Below are 12,980 nucleotides of genomic sequence, written 5' to 3'. Positions count from 1 at the left end.
CAAATCCTTTACCCTAACTGTTCTACTTCTTTATGATTACGAATCGTTTCAAACCATGTATATAGTTGCTGATATGTGCTATAAACCAATTCTTTTTCTAATTGTAAGTGGTTCATTTTCTCACGATATGTGTTCGATTCAATTAAATCACGCTTTTGTTTTTTGTCTGCCATAAAAATGACGCCATCTTTTATTGTAACAAATTCTAACTCAAAAAACACCTGTGTCATGAAATTTACTGTATCTTTTGACCAACCTTTATGACGACACAGTTGTTCTCCGTATTGTCTTAAAGAAAATGGTGCTTTTTGGCTTAAGAATGAGTAGTACCATTTAAAGTGTTCTCTCGTTGGGACTGTACTAAATAAATGATTGTTCTCTTGATAAAATAGCGTGTAAATTCGCGAAGGGAACCCAACTTTAAATAAATCTCGTAATTCATCTGTTCCTTTTGGTAAATCAAGCAACACGATGTATTGATCGTCTAAATGAGTTACTTCTGATGCATGCATAATATGCTCTTTATAGTCTTCTAAAGAAAATTTATTCAATACCTCTTCAGAAAAATACACCATCGTTATTTTTTCTTTCGGAAGTTCTGCTACATTCGCTTCTACGTTACGCATACTACGCCAATCAAATAATTGCCATGCCTCTACGGCAATATCTTGTACCATTAATTGCGGCTTTTTAAAATTATTCCATTCATTAATGGATGCTTCTCCTATTACAGATACCTTTGCAACTGGAGAAATTTCTTTCGCATACGCACCAAAACCGAATCCGATTGTGTCCAGTGTTGCTTGTCCATCGCGAAGAGCCATTTTTAAATGAGAGCCGTCTGATCCGATTGCACGAATACTTTCTAGCTCTGCATCCTTAACTGCAATACGCGGTTTTGGATTTCCAACACCAAATGGCGCTAACTTTTGCATATCTTCAATGGCTGCAAGTGTTACATCTTCCACCTTGCAAAAGACATCAACGGCTGTAATTGGAATAAAATCTTCTTCTGTTAAAATTGTATCTGCTTGTTCATTTAAGCGGCGGCGCAATTCACCTACATCATTCATATGTAGCGTCATTCCCGCTGCCATCGGATGCCCTCCGAAGTGTGGCAATAACTCTCTACAATCTGACAAGTTTGCAAACAAATCAAACCCTGCAATACTACGTGCTGAACCTTTTGCTGTTTCCTTTACAGGATCAATGCTTAATACAATCGTCGGACGATAAAAACGTTCAACTAATTTAGAAGCGACAATTCCAATTACACCTGGATTCCAGCCTTCTTTCGCAAGCACTAACACTTTATTGTCTTCTGGCGGGAAATTATTTTCCACTTCAGCAATAGCTTCTTCTGTAATTTGCTTTACAATATCTTTTCGCAGTTTGTTCAGCTCATCAATTTCTTCAGCCAACTCTTTCGCTTCTTCTGGATCATCTGATAATAAAAGATGTACAGCCGGCGTAGCATCTTCTAAACGTCCAACTGCATTAATACGCGGCGCGATTGCGAAGCCAATACTCTCTTCTGTAATTTCACTTTGCGAAACGTTAGCAACTTTAAATAGCGCCTTTAGTCCGATATTTTTCGTCATGCGCATATGTTTTAAACCGCGCTTCACTAGCAATCTATTTTCACCATGAAGTGATACTAAATCGGCTACTGTACCAATTACTGCAATTTCTAATAAATGTTCTGGTACACGGCCTAAAAGTGCATGTGCAACTTTAAACGCAACACCTACACCAGCTAAATAGTGAAACGGATACACACCGCCATCTAATTTCGGATGAATAATCGCAAGTGCTTCTGGCAATTCTGGTGGTGGCTCATGGTGATCCGTAATAATAAGATCCACTCCAAGCTCCTTCGCCACCTTCGCTTCATGTACTGCTGCGATACCAGTATCAACAGTAATAATTAGTGAGAACCCTGCGCTATGCGCCCAACGAAATGCCGCTTCGTTTGGTCCATAACCTTCTGTAAAACGGTTTGGGATATAGAATTCTACATCTGCACCTAATTCTTGCAAAGCAAGATATAACACAGTCGTACTACTTACTCCGTCGGCATCGTAGTCACCAAATATTAATATTTGCTCTCCATTTTGAATCGCCTTATTTACACGTTCTACCGTTCTATCCATTCCTTCTAATAAAAATGGATCGTGAAATTCTTGATTTTCTGTATTTAAAAAATCTAAAATCTTATCTTCTGTATCTAGTCCTCTACCGAGGAATAACGAAACGACAAGTGGTGATAATTTTAATTTACTTGCTAATTCACTCACTCGCTCATCGTTATATTCTTTTTCTTTCCAACGCGTCTTCGGTTGTAACACGAAATCACCCCTTAACCTGTTCATTATACAAGACAGATTAAGGGGTGACAATATGATGCAAACTACGATGCAATATCTGTATACTAAAATGTTAATGATATTTAATTTGGAGAATATGGATTTATATGTACAAACACATTTTGTACGTTATCTTGTTCCATAAGCGTTTCTTTTACATGCTTGCCAATGCGGTGCCCTTCTTCTACAGTAATGTATGGATCTACAGAAACTTTAATATCGACAATAACGTAATGACCATGCTCCCTTGCATATAAAGAACCGATTTTTTTCACACCATCTATTTGAAGTACTGCTTCTCTAAGCGGAAGAACATCTTCCTCATGAAGAACATGATCAAGCGTTGCGTGAATTGCTTCTGCCCCAATACTCCACGCCATCTTTGCAACAAGCAGTGAAACAAATAATCCTGCAATTGGATCGGCATATACAAGCCAATCTAGCCCAAACTTACCACCCATAATCGCTGCACAAATACCGATTAAAGCTGCAATTGAAGAAAATACATCCGAACGGTGCTCATATGCATTTGCAATAATTGCATCACTATTTACCCTCTTCCCTAATCGAAATTTATATTGAAACATTCCTTCTTTCACGATAATCGAAAGAACAACAGCAAAAATCGTAATTCCCTTCGGTGGTTCTAGTTCCTGCGAAAAAGCTTTTAGAGACGAAATCGCTATCTCGATTCCCACAATAAATAATAATACTGCAACAATAATCGCTGAAATCGATTCCGCTTTACCATGACCATACGGGTGATCTTCATCGGGCGGCTGCTTTGCTGCTCGCAATCCAAACAGTACAGCAAGCGAACCAATTACATCTGATGCAGAATGCACGGCATCCGCTAATAGTGCTTTACTGTTCCCAATATAACCAATTACCGCCTTTACAATCGCTAATATAATATTACCAACGATCCCGACAATAGCACCGAACTCGGCCTGTTTAAAACGTTCATCTTTTTCCATAATTAAAATCCCTTCTTTTCTTAACCTATCTTTTTATTGTAACAAAAACAGCGATAACATCACCACTTTCTTCCATCTTCCTTTTGTTAAAAAGTTGCTATCTTATTGTATCCACAAACGAAAAAAGAGATGCCTCATAAAGAGACATCATCTTTTTATACTTGCGGTTCAGATTCTACTTTCTCAACCTTCTTCTTGTTTTTCCCCTTTTTCAAACGACGGTTTTCAAGCATTAACCAAATTTGAGAAGCAACGAAAACAGAAGAGTACGTACCTACAACTAATCCAACAAGTAACGCAAACGAGAAGTTACGTAGTGACTCACTACCGAAGATAAGTAACGCAATTACTGGGAATAACACTGTTAATACGGTGTTAATCGAACGACCAAGCGTTTGACGAATACTTGCATTTACGATTTCTTCTAAGTCTTTTATATCGCGAACTCGTTTTTTCTGTTTGTATAATTCACGGTTTCTATCAAATGTAACAATTGAGTCATTAATAGAATAACCGATGATTGTTAATACCGCAGCGATAAACGTTAAGTCTACCTCTAATTGGAAAATACTAAATATAACAATCATAACGAACGCATCATGTAATAATGCAAGCACTGCAGATAATGCGTACGTAAATCGGAATCGAATACTTACGTATAAAATGATAACCGCAGAAGCAATTAATACTGCGATAAATGCATTTCGTGCAATCTCTTTACCGATTGTCGGTGAAACTGTACTTACGTTGGGATCTGTACCATATTTATCGTGGAAGAATGTTTTTGTTTTCGCAATTTCATCTTTTGATAGAACACCTAATGTACGAACTGCGAACCCTTTATTGTCATCTCCAGTCGGTACAATATTTTCTTCCTTCACGTCAATTTTCAATTCTTTAAAATCTTTATGAACATCAGACACAGTAAGTGTTTGTTTTGATTGCAAGTCGATACGTGTACCACTCGCAAAGTCAATACCAAGATTCAATTTGAAAATTGGTAGTATAATTGCACCTGCAATTACAACTACAATCGAGAAAACAAGGAATTTATGACCGATATTTACGAAGTTAATACGATCAAATCTTGTCGGCGGATGTACTACGCCTTTTGTTAATGGAATAATATCCTTTTGTTTCACACCAAAGTATCCTGGTTTTTTATCGAAGTAACGGCTCTTTACAAGTAAACTTAGTAAGAAACGGGTACCGAATACGTTCGTAATAAAACCGACTAAAATACTTACGATTAAACTTGTTGCAAACCCTTTTACAGAACTATTACCATAAACGAATAATACACCAGCTGCTGCAAGAGTCGTAACGTTTGCATCTAAAATTGTTGCTAATGAACGATGGTTACCAGCACGGAATGCTGACATCATTGACTTACCAATTTTCAGCTCTTCTTTCAGTCTCTCGTACGTAATAATATTCGCATCAACGGCGATACCTACCCCGAGCACTAACGCCGCAATACCTGGCAACGTAAGAACTGCATGCATCCAGTTAAAGACAAGTAATGTAACGAAAATGTATAGACCTAACATAATAACCGCTACAAGTCCTGGTAAACGGTAGAATACAAGCATAAATAAGAAAATAAGAGCGATACCAATCGCACTAGCGAAAATCGTTTGCTCTAACGCTTGTTGACCAAATTTTGCTCCAACAGATGTTGAATACATTTCTTTTAAATCAACAGGAAGTGCACCTGCATTTAATAAAGATGAAAGTTCTTTCGCACTTTCAACTGTGAAGTTTCCACCTACGATAGATACTTCAGCTTGGTTAAATACTTGTTCTACTGTTGCTGCTGATAAAAACTTCGGATTCGGTTTTGCTGATTCTGCTTTATACGAATCTTTTCCTTCTTCAAAATCAAGCCAAATTACCATTAAATTCGTTGGTGGTGGCATTTTTGAAATCTTTTCTGTTACTTCACGGAATTTTTCAGCGCTTTTTAACGTAAGTCCAACACTTGGACGACCTTTATCATCAAATGTTTGCTTTGCTCCGCCGCCTTTTAAATCCGTTCCGTCCATAAGAAGGTTGTCATCTACATCACGGAATGTTAACTTCGCTTGTGTTGATAACATTTCACGTGCTTTTTGCTGATCTTGTACACCAGCAAGCTGTACACGAATTCGATCTTGCCCTTCAATTTGAATGTTCGGCTCACTTACACCGAGTGCATTGACACGGTTTTCAAGAGCACCTACTGTACTTACAAGTGCCTCTCGGTCAATTTTATTACCTTTTTTGGCTGGTTTTACTTCATACAGAATTTCAAAACCACCGCGAAGGTCTAGTCCTAGACTAATTCCTTTTGCTATGTCTTTTCCTGCCGCACCAATGACTCCACCGATTAATAAAACGATGAGGAAAAAGGCGGCAATTCTCGTACCACGCTTTGCCATATGTACCCTCTTTCTGCTACTAACACTTTAAATAAATCTCTTACGATTCACTTTTACACGTGTGCATACGCCTAGTTAGTAGACTTCCTTTCTATAATTTTGCTAGTTCCTCACTAGCTGTGTCGGTAAGTTTTTCACAATACCTACACTTTCAGTATTTATTTTCTCTCTTCACTACCTCCTTTATATATGATCTTAGACATAATTATTTCCTCATTATCAATACCTATCATTATACTGCAAAAGGAAGAACAAACCAATTGCAGTCGGTTATTTATTTTCATATTCATCAAATGACCAAAGTGGCGCTTGATATGCTTCAACAGTTAAATAATTCATATATTCATTAGCACTTACTCTTAATACGTCATTAACTAATTCATATAATCTAACATCGCTGTCTATCTTCTTCCACTTTTTCACTTTAAGAAACTTCCAAATATCATCATCTGTTACTCGGTCATAACCGAACATGTGGAACTCTTCTACTTTACTTTCTAAAACGACTTGTAACTGTCCGCGGTACGATTCTACCAAAGCCTCTTTTTCTAACATACATAACATCTCCTTCTTATTTCAGCACGAAAAGTCGCTTTTAATCCCGCTCTAATGGACAGCAATAACTACTTTCAAGAGCACTCTCATACTTCACTCTCTTAAATGCTTGTCATTCTTGTCTCATACGTGCATATAAATTATTGTAAATCATTCCACTGATTTTGAGAAGGTAGGAGAAGACCATGACGAGACAAAGCTTTTTAAAAGGCGCATTTATTTTAATGATAGCCGGCTTTATTACCAAAATCCTTGGATTTATTAACCGGATTGTAATGGCACGTATTTTAGGGGAAGAAGGCGTTGGCCTTTATATGATGGCCGTTCCTACATTCATTCTAGCAATTACATTAACACAAATCGGCCTTCCTGTCGCAATTGCAAAATTTGTAGCAGAAGCAGAAGCTGTGAACGATAAACAAAGAGTAAAAAAAATATTAACAGTATCATTAGCTGTTACATCCGTTATTAGTATCATTTTAACAATTGGAATTATGCTCCTCACACCTATTTTAGCAAAAACATTATTAACTGATGAACGAACGTACTATCCATTAATGGCCATTTTACCTGTCGTTCCTGTTATTGCTGTTTCTTCCGTTTTACGCGGGTATTTCCAAGGGAAACAAAATATGAAACCTAGCGCTTACGCCCAAGTTATAGAACAAGTTGTCCGCATTACAATTATCGCTATATGCATTCAGTTATTTTTACCTTACGGTGTAGAATATGCTGCAGCTGGCGCTATGTTATCAGCCGTTCTCGGTGAAGTTGCATCGTTATTATTTTTACTCACTTTATTTCAGCGCGAAAAACATTTATCTATACGCTCTGGATTTTTCACTACTGTAAAGGAAAGCAAAGGGACATTTTATTCTCTTATGGATATTGCCCTTCCAACTACAGGAAGTCGTTTAATCGGTTCCGTTTCATATTTTTTCGAACCTATCGTCGTTATGCAAAGCTTAGCCATTGCCGGAGTTGCTGCCTCCGTCGCAACCCAGCAATACGGTATATTAAATGGTTATGCATTCCCACTTCTATCACTGCCAGCCTTTATTACATACGCCCTTTCTACAGCACTCGTTCCATCCATTAGCGAGGCAATGGCAAAAAGACAACATAAATTAGTAGAACACCGCTTACAACAAGCTCTTCGTATTTCATTAATTACTGGTGGCTGGTCAGTCGTTATATTATATGTATTTGCTTCTCCTGTCTTAACTCTTATGTACGGATCGGATGGTGCAACAGCATTCATCCAGCTTCTTGCACCTTGCTTTTTATTTCATTACTTTCAAAGTCCACTTACCTCTGTTTTACAAGCTTTAAACTTAGCACGTGCTGCCATGATGAATACATTTATTGGCGCCATCGTGAAATTAATCGTTATTTTTGTACTAGCTTCAAGGCCAGATTTTCAAATGATGGGGGTTGCACTCGCTATCGCTGCAAATATAGTAACAGTAACATTCCTTCATTACGCTACTGTTTTAAAGAAAATTACATTTACCATTTACGCAAAAGACTATATTTTCGGTGGACTTGCTATCGGTATTGCAGGCGCTTTCGGTTTTTATCTTCATAAGTATATTATTTTCTCTCATTCACTCGGTATACAAACATTATGGGAAATCACTTTAACAACAATCGTTTATATTATCCTCCTCTTCACTTTCAAACTCATTCGAAAAGAAGAATTAAGCAGGCTCCCAATCATTCGAAAACTTTCATTTTTGAAGTAAACGGGCTTACTATTTCCTATAGTAAGCCTCTAGTTTTCTTTCAAATCAACAAAAAATTGTCCATTTTGAAAGCTACAGTATAAAATTTGTGTTATATCGTTATAACCTAAGTTTTTTAATTTCTCAATAAGCCATTCATCTGTATGTTCAATCATTTGTAAATGATTAGATTGAATTTCCCCATCAATAATAAGAGGAAGAGTAAACTGCAATGCATCCTGTTTACCTTTTTGTTTTTGAAAGACAGATAACTTCCCAGATGGTTCTAAAATAGCATATTCCACATCTCGGATATCTCCGACTCCCTGCTCCCTTAATTGCATCATTAAATCATCTATATTATAACGCTGCTTTCTCATCTTCTTTTCATCAATCTTTCCCGCATTTACAAGAATAGCGGGCTCACCTTCTATTAAATGCCGAAAGCGTTGATACTTTAACGAAATAACTGACAAAATGATCTGTATACACATAAGAAACGTCATCGGAACTAATTGGTGCCAAAGTGATTTATCGGTGTTTTCAATTGCCACTACAGCCATTTCGCCCAGCATAATGAATACGACTAAATCTAATACACTCAGCTCTCCAATTTCACGTTTACCCATAAAACGAAAAATAATTAGTATGATGATATACAAAAGCATCGTCCGGCCAATGATTGATACCCATTCCATTTCTACATCTCCTTTTTTACCTATAGATTCCCCTATAAAAAATAAACTAGTCTAACTTGGGCAAAAGGAAAATATGCTTGTATTAAAAAGGGGGGAATGTATAAATGGATGGAACAAAAAAATTATCAACTGCAATTGGCTTCGGCATCGTTACCCTATTAATTCTTGCATCAATTATTAGCATGGTTATGGCTCTTTTATTAAAGTTTACAGATATGAATGAAGGGACATTAGCTGTTACTATTTTTATACTGGCTCTTTTATCTATGCTTATATCTGGATTTACTGCCGGCAAAAAAGCACAAGGGAAAGGTTGGCTAGTAGGCTTCACAACAGGACTTACATTCACCATACTTGTTTTTCTAGTTAACTATTTGGGCTTCTCTCAAACTTTATCGAACTCACAGTTACTTTATCAATTAGCATTGATGGGTGCCAGTACACTCGGTGGTATTTTCGGTGTAAATATGTCAAAACAAAATAACTAAAAAAGGCCCTGCACATTTCATGCAGGGCCTTCCTCATTAGTTTTTCACAACTTCACGAATCGCATTACGATCGAAAGTTAAGTGTGAACCACCAGACTTAATAACGATTTTCGTCTCATCTACTGATTCGATTGTACCGTGTAAACCACCGATTGTTACGATAGCATCACCTTTTGCCAATTCATTTTGCATTTGAGCAACTGCTTTTTGACGCTTTTGTTGCGGGCGAATTAATAAGAAATAGAAAATCGCAAACATCGCAACGATCATAACGATATTCATCATACCTGGATTCATCTTTTGTTCCTCCTTTTAAATTATGTATTAGAAGTTTTTAGCATTCGGTTTATTAAAGCCATACTGTTCAAAGAACTCTTCGCGGAAATCGCCAAGACGGTCTTCACGAATAGCTTGTCTCACCTGCTCCATTAAGTTTAACAGAAAATGAAGGTTGTGATAAGACGTTAAACGAATTCCAAACGTTTCATCACATTTCATTAAGTGACGAATGTATGCACGAGAGTAATTTTTACATGTATAGCAATCACAATTTGGATCAAGCGGACCGAAGTCTCTTGCAAATTTCGCATTTTTTACAACTAGACGGCCTTCACTTGTCATACATGTACCATTTCGAGCGATACGAGTTGGAAGTACGCAGTCAAACATATCAATACCACGAATTGCACCATCGATTAAAGAGTCAGGAGAACCTACTCCCATTAAGTAACGTGGCTTATTATCTGGAAGAAGTGGTGTTGTAAACTCAAGTACACGGTTCATAATATCTTTCGGCTCACCTACAGATAAACCACCTACAGCGTAACCAGGGAAGTCCATTGAAACAAGGTCTTTTGCACTTTGACGACGAAGCTCTTCGAACTCTCCGCCTTGTACAATACCGAATAAACCTTGATCTTGTGGACGTTCATGCGCTTTTAAACAACGTTCTGCCCAGCGGCTTGTACGTTCTACAGATTTCTTCATATATTCAAAAGTAGCCGGGAAAGGTGGACACTCATCAAATGCCATCATAATATCTGAACCTAATGCATTTTGAATTTCCATCGCTTTTTCTGGTGATAAGAATAATTTATCTCCATTTAAGTGGTTACGGAAGTGAACGCCTTCCTCTTCAATACGACGGAAGTCACTTAAACTGAATACTTGGAAACCACCAGAATCCGTTAAGATTGCACGATCCCAGTTCATAAATTTATGCAAACCGCCTGCTTCACGAATAATTTCGTGACCTGGACGTAGCCATAAATGATACGTATTACTTAAAATAATGCCAGAATCCATTGCTTTTAATTCTTCTGGTGACATTGTCTTAACTGTTGCAAGTGTACCAACTGGCATAAATGTTGGTGTATCAAATGAACCGTGCGGCGTATGTACACGTCCTAAACGCGCACCTGTTTGTTTACAAGTTTTAATAAATTCATAACGAATTGCTGTCATAATTTACTCCTTTTATTTGTTTCCCATTTTAGCGTGAGATGCAACGAACATCGCATCACCGAAGCTAAAGAAACGATATTTTTCTTTTACTGCTTCATTATAAGCATGAAGTACATTATCTCTGTTTGCAAATGCACTTACAAGCATAATTAATGTTGATTTCGGTAAATGGAAATTTGTAATTAAACCATCAATTGCTTTAAATTCGTAACCTGGATACATAAAAATGTCTGTCCAGCCAGAAGCAGCACAAAGCTTGCCATCATGATCTGTCGCAATTGTTTCTAACGTACGAGTTGAAGTCGTACCTACCGTAATAATACGTCCACCACTCTCTTTCACACGATTTAATAATGCCGCTGTCTCTTCAGACATATGGTAATATTCTGCGTGCATATGGTGTTCTTCAATCGTATCCGCAGAAACTGGTCTAAATGTTCCAAGCCCTACGTGAAGTGTAATGAAAGCTAACTCGACGCCTTTTTGTTTTAACTTCTCCAGTAACTCTTCTGTAAAGTGAAGTCCTGCAGTCGGCGCTGCTGCTGAACCAATTTCTTTCGCATATACTGTTTGATAGCGATCGCGATCTTCTAACGTCTCTTTAATATATGGAGGAAGTGGCATTTCCCCAAGTTCATCTAAAATTTCATAGAAGATGCCGTCATATGAAAATTCAAGCTGACGTCCACCTTGATCTGCAGTTCCTGTACACGTTGCTTTTAATTTCCCTTCGCCAAAAGAGATAACAGTTCCTTCTTTTACACGTTTCGCTGGCTTCACAAGCGTTTCCCACTTATCGCCTTCTTCTTGTTTTAAAAGAAGTACTTCAATGTGCGCGCCTGTATCTTCTTTCACACCGTGCAAACGAGCAGGCATAACTTTCGTTTCATTTAAAACTAAGCAATCCCCCTCATGTAAGTAAGAAAGAATGTCTGTAAAATGTTTATGCTCAATATCTCCTGTTTCACGATCTAACACCATTAATCTTGATGTTTCACGATCTTCTAATGGGACTTGTGCAATAAGTTCTTCTGGTAAATGAAAATCAAACAGATTTATATCCATAACTATATCCACCTATTTCTTATTTAAATCGATTTATTATATACATAATAAAAGATAATACAATACTTAACACAATACATGTAATGATAGGAAAATAAAAGGTAACGTTTCCTTTTTTCACAAAAATATCGCCTGGAAGTCTTCCAATGAACTTCCAAGCTAATCCAACAACGATAAGTAAGACACCTGCTGTAATAAGCAATTTTGGCATCTCCGTCATACTTTTGGCATCTCCATTCCGAAATGCTCATATGCAAGCGGCGTTACAATTCGGCCTCTTGGCGTTCGTTGTAAAAAGCCAATTTGTAATAAATATGGCTCATATACATCTTCAATCGTATGAGATTCTTCTCCAATCGTTGCCGAAACCGTTTCTAACCCGACTGGGCCACCACGGAATTTCTCAATAATGCCAAGCAATAACTTATGATCGATATGATCTAGACCTAATTTATCTACTTGTAGTAGTTCTAACGCCATTTGTGTAATTTCCATCGTAACCGTTCCGTTACCACGAACTTGTGCGAAATCTCGTACACGTCGTAATAAACGATTCGCAATACGAGGTGTACCACGAGCACGTCTTGCAATTTCTAGTGCGGCTAACGAATCAATTTCAACTTCGAATACTTCTGCTGTACGTTCAACAATCGCAGAAAGCTGATCTACTGTGTAATACTCTAATCTTGAAAGTACACCAAAACGGTCACGAAGCGGCGCTGATAATGCTCCTGCACGTGTCGTTGCTCCAACTAGCGTAAACGGAGGCAAATCTAGACGTACCGACCGTGCTGACGGTCCTTTTCCAATTACGATATCAAGACAAAAGTCTTCCATCGCAGGATATAGTACTTCTTCAATTGATCTATGCAAACGATGAATTTCATCAATAAATAATACATCCCCTGGCTGAAGCGCTGTTAATACAGCTGCTAAATCTCCTGGCCTTTCAATTGCTGGACCTGAAGTTGTTCTAACATTAACTCCCATTTCATTGGCAATAATATTTGCAAGCGTCGTTTTACCAAGACCTGGTGGTCCATATAAAAGCACGTGATCTAACGTTTCTTCACGCATTTTCGCCGCTTCAATAAACACCTCTAAATTATGTTTCGCTTTATCTTGGCCAATATACTGACGGAGCGTCTGTGGCCGTAATGAATATTCTAAATCCGCATCTTCATATGCAGATTCCCCTGAAAGGAGACGTTCGTCCATTATAC

12 protein-coding genes are annotated in these 12,980 nt (G+C 37.7%); 2 read left to right on the top strand and 10 right to left on the bottom strand.

The window, feature by feature from the left end:
• Positions 1–8 precede the first annotated feature (8 nt).
• From recJ to ACUN28_RS07010, 4 genes are all read right to left on the bottom strand, one after another.
• Entirely contained in the window at positions 9–2,348 is a 2,340-nt protein-coding gene (gene recJ / locus ACUN28_RS07025) for a single-stranded-DNA-specific exonuclease RecJ (RefSeq protein WP_016086171.1), read from the bottom strand.
• 101 nt (positions 2,349–2,449) lie between these two features.
• The gene (locus ACUN28_RS07020) at positions 2,450–3,343 is read right to left on the bottom strand and encodes a cation diffusion facilitator family transporter (protein ID WP_016086170.1); all 894 of its coding nucleotides are present in this window, start codon (positions 3,341–3,343) and stop codon (positions 2,450–2,452) included.
• 155 nt (positions 3,344–3,498) lie between these two features.
• Positions 3,499–5,763 (bottom strand): protein translocase subunit SecDF, encoded by a 2,265-nt coding sequence (gene secDF / locus ACUN28_RS07015; protein WP_016086169.1) that lies wholly within the window; start codon positions 5,761–5,763, stop codon positions 3,499–3,501.
• Between the two features lie 270 nt (positions 5,764–6,033).
• A complete protein-coding gene (locus tag ACUN28_RS07010) occupies positions 6,034–6,318 on the bottom strand; it encodes a post-transcriptional regulator (protein ID WP_445423361.1) in 285 nt (94 codons plus the stop codon).
• A 185-nt stretch (positions 6,319–6,503) separates the two neighbouring features.
• Here ACUN28_RS07010 and spoVB point away from each other — a divergent pair, with 185 nt between their 5' ends.
• The gene (spoVB, locus tag ACUN28_RS07005) at positions 6,504–8,063 is read left to right on the top strand and encodes a stage V sporulation protein B (protein WP_016086168.1); all 1,560 of its coding nucleotides are present in this window, start codon (positions 6,504–6,506) and stop codon (positions 8,061–8,063) included.
• Positions 8,064–8,092: 29 nt separating this feature from the next.
• Here spoVB and ACUN28_RS07000 read toward each other — a convergent pair whose 3' ends face one another.
• Positions 8,093–8,740, bottom strand: a complete 648-nt coding sequence (locus ACUN28_RS07000; protein WP_016086167.1) for a DUF421 domain-containing protein — start codon at positions 8,738–8,740, stop codon at positions 8,093–8,095.
• A 104-nt stretch (positions 8,741–8,844) separates the two neighbouring features.
• Here ACUN28_RS07000 and ACUN28_RS06995 point away from each other — a divergent pair, with 104 nt between their 5' ends.
• The gene (locus tag ACUN28_RS06995) at positions 8,845–9,228 is read left to right on the top strand and encodes a TIGR04086 family membrane protein (protein WP_016086166.1); all 384 of its coding nucleotides are present in this window, start codon (positions 8,845–8,847) and stop codon (positions 9,226–9,228) included.
• Between the two features lie 36 nt (positions 9,229–9,264).
• Here the strand turns inward: ACUN28_RS06995 and yajC are convergent, their stop codons facing one another.
• Genes yajC through ruvB form a run of 5 tightly spaced genes read right to left on the bottom strand, consistent with a single transcriptional unit; the run spans position 9,265 to position 12,975 of the window.
• Positions 9,265–9,525: a preprotein translocase subunit YajC gene (yajC, locus tag ACUN28_RS06990; RefSeq protein WP_001068064.1), complete on the bottom strand. Its 261-nt coding sequence runs from the start codon at positions 9,523–9,525 to the stop codon at positions 9,265–9,267.
• Between the two features lie 27 nt (positions 9,526–9,552).
• Positions 9,553–10,692: a tRNA guanosine(34) transglycosylase Tgt gene (gene tgt, locus ACUN28_RS06985; protein WP_000125362.1), complete on the bottom strand. Its 1,140-nt coding sequence runs from the start codon at positions 10,690–10,692 to the stop codon at positions 9,553–9,555.
• A gap of 12 nt (positions 10,693–10,704) precedes the next feature.
• A complete protein-coding gene (gene queA / locus ACUN28_RS06980; RefSeq protein WP_016086165.1) occupies positions 10,705–11,757 on the bottom strand; it encodes a tRNA preQ1(34) S-adenosylmethionine ribosyltransferase-isomerase QueA in 1,053 nt (350 codons plus the stop codon).
• Between the two features lie 19 nt (positions 11,758–11,776).
• On the bottom strand, positions 11,777–11,977 hold the full coding sequence (locus ACUN28_RS06975) for a DUF2905 domain-containing protein (RefSeq protein WP_016086164.1): 201 nt from the start codon (positions 11,975–11,977) through the stop codon (positions 11,777–11,779).
• Positions 11,974–12,975 carry a Holliday junction branch migration DNA helicase RuvB gene (gene ruvB / locus ACUN28_RS06970; RefSeq protein WP_000344450.1) on the bottom strand — a complete coding sequence of 334 codons (1,002 nt, stop codon included), beginning with the start codon at positions 12,973–12,975 and terminating at the stop codon, positions 11,974–11,976. Before ruvB ends, ACUN28_RS06975 begins: the two co-directional genes overlap by 4 nt.
• Positions 12,976–12,980 lie beyond the last annotated feature (5 nt).

Source organism: Bacillus sp. WC2507, from assembly GCF_052656125.1.
Note: the sequence above shows the minus strand (reverse complement) of the source record. Positions and strands in the feature narration are given on the sequence as shown.